We start from the raw sequence: 19321 nt of genomic DNA on the forward strand, positions 1-19321 counted from the left end.
TGGGATGGGAAGCCTCACAAATCCAGTCAGGAAATTTCATGGGTGGTATCAACCCCTGCCCCTCGGGTTGGCCGACAAATCCGGTATGATTACACGTGAACAACCGGAGACGCTTTGCATGCTGCGCCATTTCCAGATGCTTGCCGCTTACAATTCCTGGGCAAATTCACAGGTCTATGATGCCTGTGCCGCGCTGACGGACGCCGAATACCGGGCCGATCGTGGGGCCTTCTTCGGTTCGGTCCATCGCACGCTGAACCACATTCTCGTTGCCGACTGCATCTGGATGCGCCGCCTGACCGGAGAAGGCACGGCCTCGACGGATCTGGGGGCCGTTCTGTTCGAGGATTTCTCTGACCTGCGCACGGCGCGTGACGCTGAAGATGTCCGCATCACGAACTATCTCGGGTCTCTGACCGATAACGCGCTCAGCACCACCGTCACCTATACGCCGGTGACCGTTCCGACGGAGATCACCGAACCAGTGGCGCCTGTTCTCGCCCATCTCTTCAACCACCAGACCCACCACCGGGGGCAGGTGCACGCCATCCTCACCTCGCTCGGCAAGCCCTCCGTAGTGCTCGATATGATCGCCTTCCTACGCGGGCATGGAAAACAGTGGATGCAGGTTTAACGTAATACGGCTTTAGGACAAACAGGGGTTGTGAACTCAGCCTTAACCGTATTCGCAACGAGACTTCTTCAAACGCCTGACAAAAGCCAACGTTTCAGGCGTTCTTAACCCTCGATCTCGCGTACTGTCTTCCTGAAACGAGACAGTAACGAGACCCTGAGGAATAGGTGGATCATGTCGGCGGACAATGCACGGCAATCGCGTGACAGGAGCCTGGCTGTCGTGGCGCAGCAGATGGCAAAGCAGGACGTTGCCGGTCTTCCACGCAACTACACGCTGTTCCACGAGGCGCTGTCGGGGTCTGATCCGGCGCTTACCCGCGACGTCGCCACCCTTCCGGCCGGCGCTACCCAGGCCCAGATCGACGAGATCGGCCTGCGCTACCAGCTTCCCGGCTTCGTCGTTCTATCGATCGCCAACCGGGACGACGAAACGAGACGCGTTCTCGATCTCGTCGGCACGATTGCCCAAGCCACGCTGAAGAAGCAGAATTTCGTGCGTGCGCTGGAGACGGCGGCCGAAAGCCTTCGGAGCGGAAGTGCCAGCGGTCTCGCCGACATCCAGGCCGAGCTCGATCATCTTCAGGCGAACCTCAGCGAAACGCTCTCCGTAGAGATCGGTCTCACCAAATCTCTGGAGATTGCCGCCGACCGGCTGCTGATGTCGAGCAATCTGGCGGAAGCGGCCCGAACCAATTCTCTGTCCGACCGGCTGACCGGGCTTCCCAACCATGTGGCGCTGGCGGAAAAGCTGGATCTCCTCTACGCGCCTTCCGCCGAGCACCGCCCGGCCGCGCTGTTTGTCGTCCGCCTCGTTGATCTCGGCGAGATGGCGCAGACCTATGGCCAGGTGACTGCCGGCCGGATCGTCAAGCGCGCCGCCGCGATTTTCCGCAAGGCGATCAAGAAGAACGACTTTCTGGCCCGGACCGCCACCGACAGCTTTGCGTTTCTGTTCGACGATGTCGATCGGAGCGGCGCAAAAGCGATTGCCGATCGGCTCGTGGCTTCAATCGCGGACAGCCTCGTGTTTGCAGGTTCCGGTGAAGGTCATCACCCCCACATGCGGCTGTCGATCGGCGTGGCGCTCTCGACCGAGGCATTCTCGCCGCAGCAGATCAAGCTGCATGCGGCGACCGCACTCGAAAGCCTTCGCGTCCAGGGTTCCGGTGCCGGAACCGACACCGTGGCGATCTTCGGCGATCCAAGCCGTCGCGTTTCCTGAACGCATCGACCGATCCCCCATACGACAGTGACGCGGCGGCCCGTCCGGGCGCCGCGTCCTGCATTTCAGCAAAAAGTCGATCGCGTCGGCGTCAGGCGGGAACGAACTGGTTTTCCTGCGTGAAGCGGATCGTCTTTCTGGTCACGCCCTGAGCGAACTGGACCGGAAACGCTGCAGACGAGATGGCAGTATCGATCACCTGCCCCTCGATGAACGAGCCGGCGATGATGAAATAGCTTGGCTTCGGTGTGAACGTGTAGTCGAGGTTTGGCTCGAGCTGTACGGCGACGGCCGGTTTGCCGCCCATCGCAAGACCCACATTCAGCGACATCCGGACACTGGCCTGCTGCAGAACCGACGGGATCAGGTTGTTTGCCCGCACGAGAAACACACCGGCCGGACCCGCTGTCGGATTTGTCGGAAACGCCGGAGCACCGTTCGGGAACGCGCCCTGGTAGGTGATCGCGACGTTGTTGAGACCCTCGAGCATGACGTCGCATTTGCTGGCGGTCGCAAAGGCCCGCGGGCTGAGCGTCGACCCGAGTTCCTGGATGTAACCGGCGCTGATCGAGTAGTCGATCGTCCAGCTGAATGTCGACATGCTCGGGTTTTCCGGGCTGCCCGAGGCCGCGTTGCCGATCATCCATGCCAGAGACAACGGGCTCTGCGACGCGCCGACCACGTCCGGTATCGTCTGGAACAACGCATAACTCTGGAACTTCGGGTTCTCGTTCATGACCGTAAGCGTATAGGGCGTCCCCAGATCCTGTTTCTCGAAGATCTCGATCGATTCCCTTCCCATCATAACACGCATGCTGACCTCTCCTCTTTGACATTCTTGCCGCCGCGACATGCGGACCGGACCGAGCGGTCCGTTCGGCTACCAACGGCAACTCCTGCCGTGAGCACAACCTAGAATAATTTATCGCTGGAGAATGTCACGCATGTAACAACTTTTGATTGCATTTATTCGTATCACGGCTCAGACGGCAAGCGACACCTCAGCGTCCGAGTGGGTTTATGACATCGAACCTTATCTCCAAGATCAACAACGATATCCGACATTCCGCGTGGTTCGACGATCTCGACGACGACACGTACTCGCGTCTCGTGTCGGGGTCGGCGAGCCGGCTCTATAGGGACGGCCAGACGCTGTTTTTCAGCGGTCAGGCCTGCGACGCGCTGTCGATCATCGTGTCCGGTTGCGTGCACCTCTACTTCATCTCGGAGGATGGGCATGAGGTGATCTTCGCCGAGCTCGGAGCCGGCGACGTTCTGGGAGATGTCGAACTCACCCTCGGCTGCACCCACTTCGCGAACGCAGTCGCCGCCGGCGAGACCCGCGTGATGGTGGTCCGGCGCAGCGCTTTCAGCGAGATCACCCGCATGCCCCAGATGTCGGCTTTTCTCATGAAGACGTTCGCACGCAAACTCAGAAAGACGATGGCCTTTGCCGAAGGCATGGCACTGCATACGCTGCAGACCAGGCTTGCGCGTCTTCTCGTCGATCTCGCCCGCCTGCACGGCCGCAGCACACCGGAGGGGCTGCTGATCGACAGAGCGATATCGCAGGAGAGAATGGGGCAACTGATCAATGCCAGCCGCCCACGAGTGAACGCGCAGCTTCAGGCTTGGAAGGGCGACGGCGTGCTCGGCATGCGGCGCGGCCGCCTGATCATCCTCGACTACCGATCGCTGAAGATCATGTCGCGCGAGGGGGCGACCGACAATTGACAGGGTGGTCCAAGCCGCGACGCCGAGCGCGACGGATTTTGAGTTCCGTCGCGCAGGTCGCCTGCCCTTTTGCGATCGCTACTTGCAGCCACCCTTGACGTACTCGATCATTTCCTCGGTCTCATGCGTGAAATGCGGCCCCTTGACGTTACTAGGGCTGCCATTCGACACGACGCTGAAGATTTCGAATGCCTTATTCTCAGCCGGCAGGAACCACGCTCCGCCACTGGCACCGCCGCCGTACATCGGATGCGGCTTTGCCTCGTAAGCCGTCGCATCGCTGACGCTGATCGACGGGTCCTCCATGAACATGTACTCGCCACCATCCAGCCGTCCGGGATATCCCATCAGGGTGAGTTCGGTTTTCTCAGGCACCTTAGCGAGACGCAGCTGGAATTTTCCAGACGTCGATGCCTTGGTACTGCGCATGACCGCGTAATCGACTGCGGCCGCGGCAAGGCCCGGGACTTGCGGTATCTTCGTCCACGCCGTCAGGACGGACGCCATTTCGATAGGATAAGCCTCGCCCGGCGCTCCGTCATAACCCGGATAGAACACCACGTTGCTGGCCTGGTCTCCATTCAGCCACATGGCGTGTGCCGCCCCGATAATGATCTTGTCGTCGGAGACGAACTGGGCGCTGGCCGCTTGATCGATTCCGCCCAGGCTAAAGAACAGCTTGCCACCGAACTTGAACGGAGCCTCCTTGATCGGTGCCAGCTTGACCTCGGTCCCTTCGAGGGAATGTACGTCGCCACCTGGCATGCCGCTCTCCGGCAGTAGGCCGGGAGCGGGGATTGCATTGCGACGGCGCTCGTCCGTCCAGTAGTCTGCGGTAAAGGCCGCCTGCGCCGCGGTCGGCGCCCAGCAGGTGAACCGGTCATCGGCGAATGCGCCTGTCGGTGCCAGGGAAACCGACACCAAAAGTGTCAGGCATGACGCTTTCCAAAACTTCATCTCTCAACCCTCCTTGTTCGAACATCCGTCAGGGATGCTTCGGCCGAGTGGCCAGGGACGAACCTAGATGGGCGCGGTCTGGAGGGCTGTTCCCGGAGGAACAGGGGGAGATCCCTGAAAGATTGTCCCTTCGCAGCGCACAATGCCCGCAAATCGCGACGGCCGCCGTCTTGCCTTCACGCCCGGTTTCGGCCAAAACCGCGGCCATGATTACCATTACCGACCTTTCCGCCCGTATTGCCGGGCGCCTTCTTCTCGACCATGCCAGCGTGACGCTGCCCGCCGGCACCAAAGCCGGGCTTGTGGGCCGAAACGGTGCGGGCAAATCGACGCTGTTCAAGCTGATTACCGGCGAGCTCAGCTCGGAGACCGGCTCGGTCTCCTATCCGAAGAGCGCCAAGCTCGGACAGGTGGCTCAGGAAGCGCCCGGCACCGAGGATTCGCTGCTGGAAATCGTGCTCGCCGCCGACAAGGAACGGGCAGCGCTGATGGCCGAGTCGGAAACGGCCACCGATCCGGACAGAATTGCCGACATCCAGATGCGCCTCGTCGACATCGACGCCCATTCGGCGGAAGCGCGCGCCGCCAGCATTCTCGCGGGCCTCGGCTTTTCGCAGGAAGCCCAGCTTCGGCCTGCCTCGTCATTTTCCGGCGGCTGGCGCATGCGTGTGGCGCTTGCTTCGGTTCTGTTTGCCGAGCCGGACCTGCTTTTGCTCGACGAGCCGACCAACTATCTCGATCTTGAAGGCACGCTCTGGCTGGAAGATTACGTGCGCCGCTATCCGCACACGGTGATCGTCATCAGCCATGACCGCGACATGCTCAACAATGCGGTCACGTCGATTGTCCATCTCGACCAGAAGAAGCTCACCTTCTATCGCGGCGGCTATGACCAGTTCGAACGCCAGAAGGCGGAAAACGACGAGCTGCAGACCAAGGCCAAGGTGAAGAACGATGCGGCCCGCAAGCATTTGCAGACCTTCATCGACCGCTTCAAGGCCAAGGCCTCCAAGGCCAAGCAGGCGCAGAGCCGCGTCAAGGCGCTGGAGCGGATGGGAACGGTCGCCTCTGTCATCGAGGATCATGTCCAGCCGATCACTTTCCCCGAGCCCGAAAAGCAACCCGCCTCGCCGATCATCTCGGTGCAGAACGGTGCCGTCGGGTACGAGCCGGGCAAACCGATCCTCAAGAACATCACGCTCCGGATCGACCATGACGACCGCATCGCCCTCCTCGGCTCGAACGGCAACGGCAAGTCCACCTTCGCCAAGTTCATCGCCGGCCGGCTTGCCGCCGAAAGCGGCGAACTGAAACTCGCGCCAAGCCTGAAGATCGGCTTCTTCGCACAGCACCAGCTCGACGACCTCGTCCCGGGTGATTCTCCCGTGGAGCACGTGCGCCGCCTGATGCCGTCAGTCCCGGAAGGCAAGGTACGCGCCCGCGTCGCCCAGATGGGGCTTGCGACAGAAAAGATGTCGACGCCTGCAAAGGATCTGTCGGGCGGCGAAAAGGCGCGCCTGCTGATGGGGCTTGCCGCCTTCCACGCGCCCAACCTCCTCATCCTCGACGAGCCGACCAACCATCTGGACATCGACAGCCGAAGAGCCCTGATCGAGGCGCTCAACGACTATCAGGGCGCGGTCATTCTTATCTCCCATGATCGGCATCTGATCGAGGCGACGGTCGATCGTCTCTGGCTCGTCAACAACGGCACGGTGCAAACCTTCGAGGGAGATCTCGAAGAATACCGCGACCTGATTGTCAGTTCCGGTAAAAAAAAAGAAGAAAAACCGCAGCTGATTGACGATGCGGCATCGAAGGTCGAACAGCGCAAGGCGAGCGCGGAAAGGCGTGCCTCGCTAGCCCCGTTGCGCAAAAAGATCAACGATACCGAGGCCTTGACGGCCAAGCTTGAGAAGCTGATTCAGGCGCTTGATAAAGAGCTTGCGGACCCGGCACTCTATGAAAAGACGCCGGCAAAGGCCGCGACCAAGGCCAAGGAACGGGGCGAAGCCGCGGCCAAGCTCTCGGCCGCCGAAGAGCAATGGCTGATGCTGTCTTCCGAATACGAGGAGGCGATGGCCGGCTGAGTTTCGAAATCCGGTTGCCCCTACCCCGCTGCATGCCTAGCTAAGTGGCTGCAGACACAGGAGGCCTTCGATGGATCTTTATCTCGAAACCGACGACGACGCCCGCACGCTCGCGTTTATCGCCGAGCAGAACGCAATCTCGGCCGAGGCGCTCGAAACACCCCAATTCGAAGCGGACCGCGACACGCTGAAGGCGATGTTTGAGCGCGAGGACCGGCTGATCGTGCCGGCGCGGCGCGGACGCTGGCAGTTCGACTTTCATCGCACCAAGGACAATCCCCTCGGTCTCTGGCGCCGACTACCGGCAGCAGACGAGCCGCGCCACGACGCGGCCTGGGAAACCATTTTCGATTTCGACGCCTTTTGCGTTACTGAAGGCAAGCGCTGGATCTATAGTGGCGCCGTCACCTCCCCTTACGAGCCGACCCGCGTTCTCGTCATCCTGTCCGATGGCGGATCCGACCAGATGCGTCTCCTCGAATTCGACACGGAGGCGAAGGCGGTCGTCGAGGGCGGTTTCGACACACCGGCAGCGCGAGCCCATGCAAGCTGGATCGACCCGGACGAGATTGCCTATTTCGGGTCGATCGACGAGAACTCCGCCACCCGCTCGGGCTGGCCCCGCGTCGGACGCCGGCTGAAGCGCGGCATGGATCCGAAAGATGCACCGATCCTGTTCGAGGCGGGCCCGGACGACGTTCAGGCGACCGGCGGGATCATCGATCCACTGTTCTGGAACGGCGGACCGGACGAGCAGCCGATCGAGTTCTTTACCGTCATCCACGAGATCGACCGGATGAGCGTCCATGTCCGCGATGGACAAGGTGCGCTCCGGCGTCTCGATCTGCCCGACAGGATCGATGTCACCGCCAACCATCGCCAACTGCTTTGGCGGGCCAAGAGTGACGAGCGCTATCCAACCGGCAGCCTCGTCCTGCAGGAATTCATCCCGTTTTCGGATGAACCTCTGGGCGCGGCCCGTGTCATCTTCGCTCCAGAACACGGCCAGACCGTCACCCAGTTCTCGCTGTTCAAGACCTGGGGCGCATTCGTCGTCAGCGACGTGATGGTGCCGCGGTTATTCCTGATCGACCTCACGAAACCGGATGCGCAGCCGCAGGAACTGCAGCTGCCGTCCACTCTGCAGACCGTCGGATTCCGCACGCTCGATGCCGACCTCACGCGCGGCGAGGAAATCCTGACCGTCATCGGCCAGGGCTTCCTGCAGCCTTACGGGACATGGCGTCTCGACCTGACGGATCGCGCCCGCTTGCCCGATTTGGTTCCGACAGGCGTCTCTCCCGCCTATTTCGATGCGCAAGGGATGCAGTCCGAGCTTCTACAGGCGACGTCCGAAGACGGGACGAAAATTCCCTATCACATCGTCTATCCGAAAACGTGGGACCGGGGCGAATTGCCGGTCCTGATGTATGGCTATGGTGGTTTCGGCTGGCCGCTTGCTCCCTACTACTCGGGCAATACCGGCGTCTGGCTCGAGCATGGCGGCGCCTATGTACAGGCCTATATCCGCGGCGGCGCGGAATTCGGTCCGGACTGGCACACGGTCGCCAAGGGCGACGGCCGTCACAAGGCGTTCGAGGATTTCGTCGCAGTCTCCCGCGATCTTGTCGCACGTGGCATCACAAAACCGTCGCGCATCGCCTGCCATGGCGGCAGCAATGGCGGTCTTCTGACCGCGGTCATGGCAACCCGTTACCCGGAAGACTTCGGCGCGATCTGGACCTCGGTCCCCGTCATCGACATGTCGCGCTTCCACGTCTTCCCAGCCGGCAAGGCCTGGATGGATGAATACGGCAACCCTGACGTCGCGGAAGAGCTTGCCGCGATGCTGACCTATTCGCCGCTCCACAATATCGACCCCGCGGCTGAGGTGACCTATCCGCCGATCTACATCGAAAGCTCGACCAACGACGACCGCGTGCATCCATCGCATGCCCGCCGTTTCGCCAAGCGACTGATCGACGCCGGGCATCTTCCTCTGTTTCACGAATACGGCTCGGGCGGCCACGGCGGCGCCGGCGATACGCTTGAACAGGCCGCGCGATTGGCGATGGGCTACAGTTTCCTGCGCGAAACGATCATGAAAGCGTGAGCGGTAGCCATCGGTTGTGCCAAATCCGCGGATACACTATCGTTCGTTCGCAACCCCGTGAGGCATGACCATGACGCTTCATATCACCGACCCGGTTCTCGACGCGCTTGCCGAACAGACGCAGAGAATTCTGAATGCTCCGAGCAAGGAGGATGCGGTCCGGCAGGCGCTGGTTCGCGTGGTGGGAGAGGTTCATCAACGAACTGAACCTGTCTCCGACAACACGACACGAAGCGAACGACTGCAGGCTTTGCGAGACCGGTTGGAGCGGCTGAGGCAAGATTTCAACATGCCACCCAATGAGTCGCTGCCCCCGTTTGATGAAAAGGCTTATCTCGACGAGATGTGGGGCGAGAACGATGTTCATCGATAGCTCGGTCTCCGTTGAAATCCTGATCGACGGCGACAGAGCAAACGAGCTTCTGGGGCGCATGGCAGAGAGCCGGTCGATTTGCACGGGACCGACCGTGATCTACGAATCGGCGACTGTGCTGGCGACCCGGCTTGGCAGGCAACCCGAAGAAACAAAGCTGCTGGTACAGCGCTTCGTCGAACGCTTCGAGATTTCTGTCCTGCCAGCATCCTACGAAGTCGCGTCTGCCGCCATCGACGCCTTCGCCCGCTACGGCAAGGGCCGCCATTCGGCAAAGCTCAATTTCGGCGATTGCTTCTCCTACGCCGGTGCCCGCCAGTCCGGCCTGCCGCTTCTTTATGTGGGCGGAGATTTTGCGCGGACCGACCTTGCCTGATCAGGCCTTCTTCACCCAGCGTCCCTCGGGCGACTGCTGCCAGTAGGTCAGGGCATGTCCATCGCCCTTCAGCTTCTTCCACTGGGCGCGCGCGCCTTCCAGCTGGAGCTGGTCGTAACCGTCGAACATGAAGACGACGCGTTCATAGGGGTCGAGCGGCGGCGGCTCGGCGCCGTCGACGACGAAACGTACGGTCGCGGAATTCTGGTTCTCTGACGTCGCGGTCAGCAGGACCGGCTGCTCCTGCGGCATCGGCGCTGCATCGGTGCCGTGCGGCAGAAAGCTGTCATCGCGGAACGTCCATAAATGTGCGTCGAGAAAATCCCGACGCACGTCTTCGGCTGTCTGAACGACCACCTTCCAGCCGCGCTCGACGCTCTTTTCGAGAAGCGCCGGCAGCGCATCTTCGAGCTTCGATTCGGTCAGGTGGTAGAACAGAACTTCGGTCATCAGTTCTCGTAGTTCCTGCGAACGAGTTCGTCCAGCAGGCGCACGCCGTAACCGGATGCCCAGGACTGGTTGATCTCGTTCTGCGGCGAATTGAGCGCCGTTGCCGCGATGTCGAGATGCGCCCAAGGGGTATCGCCGACGAACCGCGCCAGGAACTGCGCCGCGGTGATCGAGCCCGCCTGCCTGCCGCCACTGTTTTTCATGTCGGCGAAGCGGCTGTCGATCATCTTGTCGTAGTCCTTGGAGATCGGCATGCGCCAGAGCTTCTCGCCGCTTGTCTCGCCCGCCTGCGTCAGTTCGTCCGCCAGCGCGTCATCGTTGGAAAACAGTCCGGCATGGAGGCTGCCGAGTGCGACGACGATGGCGCCGGTCAGCGTCGCGAGATCGATCATGAAGCGAGGCTTGAAGCGTTCCTTGCAGTACCAGAGCGCATCGCCCAGCACGAGACGGCCTTCCGCATCGGTATTGACGATCTCGATCGTCTGGCCGGACATCGAGGTGACGATATCGCCGGGTCTCTGGGCGTTGCCGTCAGGCATGTTCTCGACCAGGCCGATAATGCCGATGACATTCGCCTTGGCTTTGCGGGCGGCGAGCGTGTGCATCAGACCGGTCACGGCGGCAGCTCCGCCCATGTCACCCTTCATGTCTTCCATGCCGAGGCTCGGCTTGATCGAGATGCCGCCGGTATCGAAAACGACACCCTTGCCGACAAAGGCGACCGGCTGATCTCCCGGCGTGCCGCCGTTCCAGGTCATGACCGCCAGCCGCGGTGGCCGGGAAGAGCCCTGGGCGACGCCGAGCAGAGCGCCCATGCCGAGTTCCGTCATCTCTGTCTCGGTCAGGATCTCCACGTCAACGCCAAGCGATTCCAGATCCTTCGCCTTCTGCGCAAACTCGATCGGGCCAAGCACGTTGGGCGGCAGATTGACCAGGTCGCGGGCAAGAATCACACCCTCGGCAATGGCCTTCGCCGAGACGAATTGCTCAGTCGCCGCATCCGCTTTTGCGGTGACGATGGTGACGGTCACCGTCTTCGGCGACTTGTCCTCGTCGTCGTCCTTCTTCTTCGTCTTGTAGGTATCGAACTTGTAGGCGCGCAGCAGCATGCCGGTCGCGAAATCCGCAGCTTCGGCCGCGCCGACGTCGGCACCGGGTGCATCGAGGAACACCGTCACCTTCTCCATCGTCTTGACCGCAGCGGCCGCGACGCCACCCGCCTTCAGCCAGTCGTAGGCTGTCAGCTTGTCGGCCTTGCCGAGACCCAGCACGATAAGCCGATCGGCCTTCGATCCGGCCGGGGCCAGAATATCCAGCGTCGACAACGCCTTGCCTTTGAACTTGGCGATGCCCGCCGCTCTTACCGCAACAGCCTGCGGATCGACTTCGGCGACACCGGCGGCTACGGCATCTCCCGAAAGCTTGAGCTGAATCGCAAGTCCTCCATCGATGACGGCGGAGGCGGAAAAGGCGATATCGAATTTCATGGACATTACAGCTCCAGGCATTGTGGTGCGGAAGAAAGGCCCGATCTTCACCCTTTCGGTCGCGAACGCAAGCGCGCAGGATCGAACTTCGTGCCTTCCTAAAGCCCGTATTGATGTCCAATCCACTGTTTCCAAATGTCACAACGCCGAAGAAAACCGGGGTTGCCAACATTTTGTGACAGGGGCCCTGTCGCAATGCCGTTCCCAATCGCTTAGATAGGCGCGGCTACCATCGATCGAATGCGGGACGAAAGCCCCTTAGGACCTGAGGCATAATGCGGGAATGAAGCTTCTCGAACTCTACATATTGCGCCGAATCCTGCAGATGTTCCTGGTGGCACTCGTTCCGGTGCTCACGATCATCTGGACGATTCAGGTGCTCGGCCGCATCAACCTGGTCACCGACACCGGCCAGTCGATGGGCTCGTTCATGCAGCTCGCAAGCTATATCCTGCCGACCATCATTCCGGTTGTCCTGCCCTTCGCCTTTGTCATCGGCATCACCCAGACGCTGACGGCGATGAACAATGATTCGGAACTGCCTGTGATCGACGCGGCCGGTGCGGCCCGCAGCATCATCTACAAGCCGGTGATCTTGCTCGCGGTCGCGCTCAGCCTCGTCTCCTTCACCATCACCAATTTCATCGAACCCAAATCACGGCTCGGCGCGCGCGAAATGGTCGCAGCTGCCTATGCTGACCTTCTATCTTCCGTGATTGAGGAAAAGACCTTTCGCAGCATCGAGGACGGGCTTTACGTCCAGATCTCCGAGCGCCATTCAGGCCGGGTGCTGAAAGGCCTTTTCATCGTCGATTACCGCGATCCGAATTTCGGCCTGATCTATTATGCCCGCGAAGGATCGGTCGATCCTGGCGGCACATCGCTTACCATGCGCGATGGCGAAGTGCATCGCAAAGGCCCGGACGGCCGGATCTCGATCGTCAAGTTCGCGTCCTATGCGTTCGATCTGTCAGCGATGACCCAATCGGATGAGGGCGGCCTGCCGCTTTACTCCGGTGACCGGCCGCTGAGCTTCCTGCTCAACCCCGACAAGACCGATCCCGCCTATCAGAAAAAGCCCGAGAGCTTCCGCAGCGAACTGCATCGTCGCCTGTCCGACTGGCTGTTCCCGATCACCTTCGCGCTGGTGTCTCTGCTTGTCGCCGGCAACACGCGGTCGCACCGGTCGGCACGGCTGCATCCGATGATCTATGTGCTGCTTTTCGCCTTCCTGCTGCGCTGGCTGGGCTTCTCGGCCACCAATCTGACGGAACGCAACGCGGCCTACGTGCCGCTGGTCTACGCGATTCCGCTGGTGACCTGCCTGGTGACGGGCTTCATGCTGGCCACCAACCGGCAGATCCAGATGCCTCGCCTGTTCAGCCGCAGCATCACGAAAGCGACAACCGTCGTGCAGAAGCGTCTTTCGCCCACGGGACGCGGAACCACGGGAGAAGTGAAATGATCTTCTCCACTCTCGGCCGCTATTTCTTCAAGCGCTATATCAGCACCGCATTCTGGTTCCTGCTCGGTGTCAGCGCCATTATCTTTCTTGCCGATTTCAGCGAGACGAGCCGTCGCCTCTCGGGCCTCAACGGCTACAGCCTCTACGGCGCGCTGGCGATGACGGCGTTGCGCGTGCCGCAGATCCTGCAGCAGGCCATCCCGACGCTGAGCCTGTTTATCGGCATGACGGTGCTGATCGCGCTCAACCGTCGCTACGAACTGGTCGTCACCCGTGCAGCCGGAATTTCCGTCTGGCAGTTCGTCGCACCTTTCATTGTCGGATCGTTTCTGCTCGGTCTGTTCACGCTGTTCGTCGTCAACCCGATCGGCGCCTGGGGCCAGCGCGAATCAATTTCGCTCGAGACCACGTGGCGGCAGGCCAGCAACAAGTCCAAGTCGTCCAAGTTCGTGCCGTGGATCCGCCAGCTGTCCGGCGACGAAGACGTGATCATCGGCGCCAAGACCTATCGCGAAAGCGGTACCGAGCTCCTCGACGTGGTGGTTTTCCACTTCGACAAGGACGACGTCATCACCATGCGGCAGGACGCCAAGACCGCTAAGTTGGAAGATGGTTACTGGCTTCTTAACGACGTTCTGGAGAATCGGCCGGGCGAAATTCCGACCCGTCTCGAGACGGCACAGGTCAAAACCAATTTGAGACGCGAGTATCTTCAGGAGAGCCTTGCTCAGCCGGAAACCGTTGCGTTTCTTGGTCTTTCCCGAAAGATCGAGATAGGCAAATCCTTTGGAATCTCGACAAAGGCGCTGGAAACCCAGTTTCACTCCCTGCTTTCACTGCCGCTGCTGCTCGTCGCCATGACGATGATTGCGGCAACAGTGTCGTTAAAATTCAGTCGCTTCGCACAGTCCAGGTCGATGATTCTGGGTGGAATAGTTTCGGGCTTCGTGCTTTATGTCGTCTCGGTGCTTGTGAAGGCATTCGGGAGCAGCGGGGCGATTCCTCCTTTCGTGGCGGTCTGGATTCCAGTCGTCGTCGCGACTGCACTGGGCGCTACGATCTTGCTTCATCAGGAGGATGGCTAGTGGCGGTAAGTAACCGCGGAAATATCAGTCGGCTCGCCGCCGCCCTGCTGACCGGTGTGTCTGTATGTGTCTCTGGCGTCGCTGCATTGACGGGCGGCGCGTATGCGCAGGGCCTCGTGCCGGCTGCTGAAGACGGTGCGAAGATGCTTCTGCGCGCCAACGAACTGACCTACAATCAGGACAACAAGCGCGTCACCGCGACCGGTGGCGTCCAGATCTATTACAACCGTTACCGCATGGTCGCGCAGCGCGTTGAATATGATCAGAACACCGGCCGCGTCATGGCGACCGGCAATATCGAGTTCATTGAACCGTCGGGCAGCCGCGTCTACGCGGAAGAGCTCGACGTGACCGACGATTTCGGCCAGGGCTTCATCAATGCCCTGCGCGTGGAAACCACTGACAATACCCGCCTTGCGGCTGAAAGCGCCGAGCGCCAGACCGGCGATATCATGGTGCTCAACAACACCGTGTACACCGCCTGCCTTCCATGCGCCGCCACACCCGGCAAGGCGCCTCTTTGGCAAGTCAAGGCGCAGCGCGTCATTCGCAACGGACAGAAGCATACGATTCGCCTCGAGAATGCACAGTTCGAATTGTTCGGCTTTTCGCTTGGAAAACTGCCCTTCCCGATCGAGGTTCCCGACGAGACTGTCGAGCGCAAGTCCGGCGTGCTGTTTCCGAAGTTCATCGTCAGCGACAACCTCGGGTTCGGCGTCACCGTCCCCTATTACCATGTCTTCTCGCCAAGCATGGATGCGACGATCAGCCCGACCTACTATTCGAGCCAGGGACTTCTGGTCGAAGGCGAAGTGCGCAACCGGTTCGACAACGGCGACCACACGTTCCGTTTTGCCGGCATCGATCAGCGCGATCCCGGCTCGTTCGACGCTGGCACAAGCGACCGCGAGCAGAACAGCCGCTTCATGGCCGCCTCCAAGGGCGAGTTCCAGATCAACCCGCGCTGGGCCTTCGGCTGGAACGTCATGGCCCAGACGGACGCGAACTTCTCGCGGACCTACAGCCTGACCGATGTCAGCCAGGATACGTTCACCAACGACGTCTACCTGACCGGCCTTGGCAAGCGTAACTATTTCGACCTGCACGCCTACTATTTCGACGTCCAGGACAATGGCACGTCGAACACGCTCGAGCGCCAGCAGGCGATCGCCTATCCGTCGTTGGACTACCAGTATATCGCGCCCGAATCGGTGTACGGCGGTGAGCTTTCGTTCAACGCCAACCTGACCAACCTGTCGCGTCGCGAAGAGGATTCCTACTTCGAGGGCACCACATACCGCTTCCCTGGTCTCGAAGGCGATTACGCCCGCGTGACGACCGAAGCCGAATGGAAGCGCACCTACACGACATCGGGCGGCCTGCTGCTGACGCCGCTGTTTGCAGCACGCGCCGATGGCATCCGCCACGATGTGTCCAATCCGAACTTTGCCTATGACGGCAATCTGGAGCCGAACGGTACGAACGGCCGATACATGCTGACGGCTGGCCTCGAGGCCCGCTATCCGTTCCTGATCACCAGCGAAAACAGCAGCCACATCATCGAGCCGATCGCGCAGATCTATGCGCGTCCGGACGAACAGATGTCCGGCGGCCTTCCCAACGAGGATGCGCAGAGCTTCGTGTTCGATGCCACTTCGCTGTTCGAACGGGACAAGTTCTCCGGCTACGACCGTGTCGAAGGCGGCACCCGTGCCAATGTTGGCTTCCGCTATACCGGCTCGTTCAACAACGGCATCGGCGTGCGCGGCATCTTCGGCCAGTCCTACCAGATTGCCGGCGAGAATTCCTTTGCCAGCGACGATCTTGTTCAGGCCGGGGCCAATTCGGGCCTCGAAACATCGCGATCCGATTACGTCGCCATGGCGGCGATCGACCTGCCGCAGGGCTTCTCGCTTTCCAACAACGTGCGGCTCGATGAAAAGTCGCTCGATATCCGTCGCACCGATACAGCGTTCAGCTATTCCACACCGCGGGTCAGCGGCAAGCTGATCTACACTAAGGTCGATGCGCAGGACGAGTACGGCGACAGCGACGCGACGGACGTGCTGAAGAACAGCATGTCGCTCCGGGTCAACGAAAACTGGTCGCTGGCCGGTTCCGCCACGTGGGACCTGACAGACAGTTCGCTCATCCGGCGCGGCGTCGGTATCAGCTACGCCGACGAGTGCACGATCTTCACGCTTGCCTATACCGACAAGCCTTCGGAAGCCGATGCGAACGACTGGACGATCAGTGCGCGCCTGAGTTTCCGCACGCTTGGCGACGTCAATATCGGCACGACCAAGGATTACGATCAAACCTTCCGTTACTGAGACCGGTAACGGAAGAATCGTCATGGTTTTGCCGCAACGATTGTGCAATCGGACGCCAATCGGCTAGTATGGCGGCCGAAAGCGCGCAAAGTCGCGCGACAAGTGCCCGGGCGGAAAAAAGGGATTGGTTTCATGTTTGCAATGACCGCGACACGCAAGATCGTGCTGGCAGTCTCCGTGCTCGCCGCGACCACGGTCGCCACGCCGGTGATGACACCAATCGTGGCAATGGCACAGTCGACGAGCGGCGTCGCAGCCGTCGTCAACCGGTCGGCGATCACCACCGCCGACGTTGCTCGCCGTTCGGCCTTCATGCGCCTTCAGCGTCAGAAGCCGAGCAACAAGGTAGCTCTCGATCAGCTGATCGACGAAACGCTGAAGCGCCAGGAAATCTCGCGCGTCAAGATGTCCGTCAGCACCGAGGACGTTGATCGTTCGTTTGCCCGCTTCGCGCAGGGCAACAAGATGACAACCGAGCAGTTGAGCAGCGTGCTCAATCAGGCCGGCGTCACACCGGACCATTTCAAGGCCTATATCGCCGTGCAGATGAGCTGGCCGCGCCTGGTCAACGCCCGTTACGGCGGCGGTCGTCAGCGCATGTCGACCGACCAGCTTGTTACCCGCATGATGGAGAACAAGCAGAAGCCCGTCACCACCGAATATTTCCTGAAACAGGTGATCTTCGTTGTTCCCGCGGCAAAGCGGAACGCCATCCTCAACAAGCGCAAGGCGGAAGCCGACGCGTCGCGGTCGCGGTTCCCAGGCTGCGCCGAAGCTAAAACCTTTGCAGCGACGATGCTGGACGTTTCCATCCGTGATCTGGGCCGCGTGCTTGCGCCGGATTTGCCGGAAGACTGGAAGCCTCTGATCGAGAAGTCCTCCGGCAACACGACCGGCACCCGCGTTACCGAGCGTGGCGTCGAGTTCCTGGCGATCTGCGAGCAGCGTCAGGTTTCGGACGACGTGGCGGCCGAAGCCGTGTTCCGCGCCGAGGATCTCGGCAAGGCTGAAAAGTCCGGTGAAGACCCGAATAGCAAGAAGTACATGGACGATCTGCGCGCCAAGGCCCAGATCGATTACATCCAGAAGTCGTAAAGCCCAAAGGGCCTGAACGGAGACCGCATGCCTTTTGATCGTCCGCTCGCGCTGACCCAGGGCGATCCTGCCGGCATTGGTCCAGACATCACGCTCGCCGCATGGACGGCGAGACGGAAACACGGCATTGCGCCGTTTCTCTTCCTCGGCGACGCGGCGGTGCTTGCATCGCGCGCGGCCCTGCTTGGCCTCGACGTTGCGATCCGTGAAACCGACGCGGACGGCGCCGTTTCGATCTTCGAAGACGCGCTTCCCGTTCTGCCGATCCCGGCCGGAGCCGAAGTCGCCGCCGGCGAGCCTCATGTCGCCACCGCCCGTGGGACGATCGAGGCGATCGAAACCGCCGTGTCGCTGTCGTTTGCGGGAAAGACGCTCGGCGTCGTCACCAATCCGATTGCCAAGTCCGTTCTATACCAGGCAGGCTTCGGCTTTCCCGGCCATACGGAGTTCCTGGCGGACCTTGCGCACAAGCATACAGGCACCCCCGTGCGCCCCGTCATGCTGCTGGCCGGACCGAAGCTGCGGGCCATCCCCGTCACGATCCACATTCCGCTCAAGGACATTCCAGCGGCGCTCACCGAAACGCTGATCCTTGAAACCTGCCGCGTGACCCATCACGACCTGAAAGTCCGGTTCGGCATCGACCAGCCGCGCATCGCGATTGCCGGTCTCAATCCGCATGCGGGCGAAGACGGCACGATGGGCACCGAAGAACGCGACATCATCCATCCGGCCATCGTCAAGCTGCGCGCAGAGGGCATCAACGCCTTCGGGCCGCTGCCGGCTGATACGATGTTTCATGACGAAGCCCGCGGCCGCTACGACGTGGCAATCTGCATGTATCACGATCAGGCGCTGATCCCGGCCAAGGCGCTGGGTTTTGACACATCCGTTAACGTCACGCTCGGCTTGCCCTTCATCCGGACCTCTCCCGACCACGGCACCGCCTTCGGCATCGCCGGCAAGGGTGTCGCCCGCGAGACGAGCCTGGTCGAGGCAATCCGGCTTGCAGGCGCCATGGCCGGAACAATGACACCGAGCCTTGCGGGGCGCATCTGATGGCGACGCTCGATGGGCTGCCGCCGCTGCGTGACGTCGTCCAGCGTCATGGACTGGACGCCAAGAAATCGCTTGGCCAGAACTTTCTGTTCGATCTCAACCTCACCCAGAAGATCGCCCGCGCGGCCGGACCGCTGGAGGACGTGACCGTATTCGAGGTTGGGCCGGGTCCCGGCGGCCTTACCCGCGCCATCCTGTCGCTCGGCGCCAAGAAGGTGATCGCCATCGAGCGCGACGCCCGAGCGCTTCCTGTGCTTGCAGAAATCGCCGACCACTATCCGGGACGGCTTGAAGTCATCGAGGGCGATGCGCTGCAGATCGATTTCGCCGCGCTCGCGGCCGAGAAGGCTTCCGGTGGACCGGTCAAGATCATCGCCAACCTGCCCTACAATATCGGCACGCAACTGCTGCTGAACTGGCTTCTGCCTGAGGACAAGACCTGGCCGCCATTCTGGCAGAGCCTGACGCTGATGTTCCAGAGGGAAGTGGGTCTGCGCATCGTTGCCGACCAGGAAGACGACCACTACGGCCGCCTCGGCGTCCTCGCGGGCTGGCGCACCGATCCCCACATGATGTTCGACGTGCCGCCTCAGGCCTTTTCACCACCGCCCAAGGTGACATCGACTGTCGTGCATCTGATCCCGCGCGCCAATCCCCTGCCCTGCGATGTCTCCAAGCTGGAACGCATCACCCACGCCGCCTTCGGTCAACGCCGCAAGATGCTGCGACAGAGCCTGAAACCGGTCGGTGGCGAAGCTCTGCTCGCCAAAGCCGGCATCGACCCGCAACGCCGCGCCGAAACGCTGTCGGTGGAAGAGTTCGTAAGACTGGCGAACTTGCTTTAAG

The 19321-nt window shown here is 61.2% G+C and carries 17 protein-coding genes; 13 read left to right on the top strand and 4 right to left on the bottom strand.

Annotated features, from left to right (window positions below):
- Nucleotides 1-118: 118 nt before the first annotated feature.
- Both ACQY1L_RS09380 and ACQY1L_RS09385 read left to right on the top strand, forming a co-directional pair.
- Entirely contained in the window at nucleotides 119-634 is a 516-nt protein-coding gene (locus tag ACQY1L_RS09380) for a DinB family protein (protein WP_430240739.1), read from the top strand.
- A 174-nt stretch (nucleotides 635-808) separates the two neighbouring features.
- Nucleotides 809-1858 (top strand): GGDEF domain-containing protein, encoded by a 1050-nt coding sequence (locus tag ACQY1L_RS09385; RefSeq protein WP_430240740.1) that lies wholly within the window; start codon nucleotides 809-811, stop codon nucleotides 1856-1858.
- A 91-nt stretch (nucleotides 1859-1949) separates the two neighbouring features.
- Here the strand turns inward: ACQY1L_RS09385 and ACQY1L_RS09390 are convergent, their stop codons facing one another.
- The gene (locus ACQY1L_RS09390; protein ID WP_430240741.1) at nucleotides 1950-2672 is read right to left on the bottom strand and encodes a hypothetical protein; all 723 of its coding nucleotides are present in this window, start codon (nucleotides 2670-2672) and stop codon (nucleotides 1950-1952) included.
- A 206-nt stretch (nucleotides 2673-2878) separates the two neighbouring features.
- On the opposite strand from ACQY1L_RS09390, the gene ACQY1L_RS09395 reads away from it, so the two are divergent.
- Complete coding sequence (locus tag ACQY1L_RS09395; protein WP_113111084.1) at nucleotides 2879-3592, top strand: Crp/Fnr family transcriptional regulator; 714 nt, start codon at nucleotides 2879-2881, stop codon at nucleotides 3590-3592.
- A 78-nt stretch (nucleotides 3593-3670) separates the two neighbouring features.
- Here ACQY1L_RS09395 and ACQY1L_RS09400 read toward each other — a convergent pair whose 3' ends face one another.
- Complete coding sequence (locus ACQY1L_RS09400; RefSeq protein WP_062453324.1) at nucleotides 3671-4549, bottom strand: trypsin-like serine peptidase; 879 nt, start codon at nucleotides 4547-4549, stop codon at nucleotides 3671-3673.
- Between the two features lie 206 nt (nucleotides 4550-4755).
- On the opposite strand from ACQY1L_RS09400, the gene ACQY1L_RS09405 reads away from it, so the two are divergent.
- The 4 genes from ACQY1L_RS09405 to ACQY1L_RS09420 all read left to right on the top strand — a co-directional run bounded on the left by ACQY1L_RS09405 (nucleotide 4756) and on the right by ACQY1L_RS09420 (nucleotide 9501).
- Nucleotides 4756-6639: an ABC-F family ATP-binding cassette domain-containing protein gene (locus tag ACQY1L_RS09405; RefSeq protein WP_430262015.1), complete on the top strand. Its 1884-nt coding sequence runs from the start codon at nucleotides 4756-4758 to the stop codon at nucleotides 6637-6639.
- Between the two features lie 70 nt (nucleotides 6640-6709).
- A complete protein-coding gene (locus ACQY1L_RS09410) occupies nucleotides 6710-8752 on the top strand; it encodes a prolyl oligopeptidase family serine peptidase (protein WP_430240742.1) in 2043 nt (680 codons plus the stop codon).
- 70 nt (nucleotides 8753-8822) lie between these two features.
- Nucleotides 8823-9125 (top strand): type II toxin-antitoxin system VapB family antitoxin, encoded by a 303-nt coding sequence (locus tag ACQY1L_RS09415; protein ID WP_174195937.1) that lies wholly within the window; start codon nucleotides 8823-8825, stop codon nucleotides 9123-9125.
- Nucleotides 9112-9501 (top strand): type II toxin-antitoxin system VapC family toxin, encoded by a 390-nt coding sequence (locus ACQY1L_RS09420; RefSeq protein ID WP_430240743.1) that lies wholly within the window; start codon nucleotides 9112-9114, stop codon nucleotides 9499-9501. The genes ACQY1L_RS09415 and ACQY1L_RS09420 overlap by 14 nt, the downstream gene beginning before the upstream one ends.
- Here ACQY1L_RS09420 and ACQY1L_RS09425 read toward each other — a convergent pair whose 3' ends face one another.
- The gene (locus tag ACQY1L_RS09425; RefSeq protein ID WP_430240744.1) at nucleotides 9502-9951 is read right to left on the bottom strand and encodes a DNA polymerase III subunit chi; all 450 of its coding nucleotides are present in this window, start codon (nucleotides 9949-9951) and stop codon (nucleotides 9502-9504) included.
- Nucleotides 9951-11444, bottom strand: a complete 1494-nt coding sequence (locus tag ACQY1L_RS09430; protein ID WP_430240745.1) for a leucyl aminopeptidase — start codon at nucleotides 11442-11444, stop codon at nucleotides 9951-9953. Before ACQY1L_RS09430 ends, ACQY1L_RS09425 begins: the two co-directional genes overlap by 1 nt.
- A 277-nt stretch (nucleotides 11445-11721) precedes the next feature.
- Here ACQY1L_RS09430 and ACQY1L_RS09435 point away from each other — a divergent pair, with 277 nt between their 5' ends.
- The 6 genes from ACQY1L_RS09435 to rsmA all read left to right on the top strand — a co-directional run bounded on the left by ACQY1L_RS09435 (nucleotide 11722) and on the right by rsmA (nucleotide 19320).
- On the top strand, nucleotides 11722-12903 hold the full coding sequence (locus ACQY1L_RS09435) for an LptF/LptG family permease (protein WP_062453329.1): 1182 nt from the start codon (nucleotides 11722-11724) through the stop codon (nucleotides 12901-12903).
- A complete protein-coding gene (gene lptG / locus ACQY1L_RS09440) occupies nucleotides 12900-13988 on the top strand; it encodes an LPS export ABC transporter permease LptG (RefSeq protein ID WP_062453330.1) in 1089 nt (362 codons plus the stop codon). The genes ACQY1L_RS09435 and lptG overlap by 4 nt, the downstream gene beginning before the upstream one ends.
- Entirely contained in the window at nucleotides 13988-16321 is a 2334-nt protein-coding gene (locus ACQY1L_RS09445) for an LPS-assembly protein LptD (RefSeq protein WP_062453331.1), read from the top strand. The genes lptG and ACQY1L_RS09445 overlap by 1 nt, the downstream gene beginning before the upstream one ends.
- 132 nt (nucleotides 16322-16453) lie before the next feature.
- Nucleotides 16454-17416 (top strand): peptidylprolyl isomerase, encoded by a 963-nt coding sequence (locus tag ACQY1L_RS09450; protein WP_113111090.1) that lies wholly within the window; start codon nucleotides 16454-16456, stop codon nucleotides 17414-17416.
- Nucleotides 17417-17443: 27 nt separating this feature from the next.
- Nucleotides 17444-18475, top strand: coding sequence for a 4-hydroxythreonine-4-phosphate dehydrogenase PdxA (gene pdxA / locus ACQY1L_RS09455; RefSeq protein ID WP_430240746.1), 1032 nt, complete (start codon nucleotides 17444-17446; stop codon nucleotides 18473-18475).
- Complete coding sequence (gene rsmA / locus ACQY1L_RS09460; protein WP_430240747.1) at nucleotides 18475-19320, top strand: 16S rRNA (adenine(1518)-N(6)/adenine(1519)-N(6))-dimethyltransferase RsmA; 846 nt, start codon at nucleotides 18475-18477, stop codon at nucleotides 19318-19320. Before pdxA ends, rsmA begins: the two co-directional genes overlap by 1 nt.
- Nucleotide 19321: the final 1 nt, after the last annotated feature.

This window comes from Neorhizobium sp. DAR64862/K0K3, from assembly GCF_050500185.1.
Lineage (GTDB): Bacteria > Pseudomonadota > Alphaproteobacteria > Rhizobiales > Rhizobiaceae > Neorhizobium > Neorhizobium soli.

Bases quoted from the DNA above. Each gene is read 5' to 3' on its own strand.
- ACQY1L_RS09380 (WP_430240739.1), top strand. From the start codon at position 119: ATGCTGCGCCATTTCCAGATGCTTGCCGCTTACAATTCCTGGGCAAAT.
- ACQY1L_RS09385 (WP_430240740.1), top strand. From the start codon at position 809: ATGTCGGCGGACAATGCACGGCAATCGCGTGACAGGAGCCTGGCTGTC.
- ACQY1L_RS09390 (WP_430240741.1), bottom strand. From the start codon at position 2,672: ATGCGTGTTATGATGGGAAGGGAATCGATCGAGATCTTCGAGAAACAG.
- ACQY1L_RS09395 (WP_113111084.1), top strand. From the start codon at position 2,879: ATGACATCGAACCTTATCTCCAAGATCAACAACGATATCCGACATTCC.
- ACQY1L_RS09400 (WP_062453324.1), bottom strand. From the start codon at position 4,549: ATGAAGTTTTGGAAAGCGTCATGCCTGACACTTTTGGTGTCGGTTTCC.
- ACQY1L_RS09405 (WP_430262015.1), top strand. From the start codon at position 4,756: ATGATTACCATTACCGACCTTTCCGCCCGTATTGCCGGGCGCCTTCTT.
- ACQY1L_RS09410 (WP_430240742.1), top strand. From the start codon at position 6,710: ATGGATCTTTATCTCGAAACCGACGACGACGCCCGCACGCTCGCGTTT.
- ACQY1L_RS09415 (WP_174195937.1), top strand. From the start codon at position 8,823: ATGACGCTTCATATCACCGACCCGGTTCTCGACGCGCTTGCCGAACAG.
- ACQY1L_RS09420 (WP_430240743.1), top strand. From the start codon at position 9,112: ATGTTCATCGATAGCTCGGTCTCCGTTGAAATCCTGATCGACGGCGAC.
- ACQY1L_RS09425 (WP_430240744.1), bottom strand. From the start codon at position 9,951: ATGACCGAAGTTCTGTTCTACCACCTGACCGAATCGAAGCTCGAAGAT.
- ACQY1L_RS09430 (WP_430240745.1), bottom strand. From the start codon at position 11,444: ATGTCCATGAAATTCGATATCGCCTTTTCCGCCTCCGCCGTCATCGAT.
- ACQY1L_RS09435 (WP_062453329.1), top strand. From the start codon at position 11,722: ATGAAGCTTCTCGAACTCTACATATTGCGCCGAATCCTGCAGATGTTC.
- lptG (WP_062453330.1), top strand. From the start codon at position 12,900: ATGATCTTCTCCACTCTCGGCCGCTATTTCTTCAAGCGCTATATCAGC.
- ACQY1L_RS09450 (WP_113111090.1), top strand. From the start codon at position 16,454: ATGTTTGCAATGACCGCGACACGCAAGATCGTGCTGGCAGTCTCCGTG.
- pdxA (WP_430240746.1), top strand. From the start codon at position 17,444: ATGCCTTTTGATCGTCCGCTCGCGCTGACCCAGGGCGATCCTGCCGGC.
- rsmA (WP_430240747.1), top strand. From the start codon at position 18,475: ATGGCGACGCTCGATGGGCTGCCGCCGCTGCGTGACGTCGTCCAGCGT.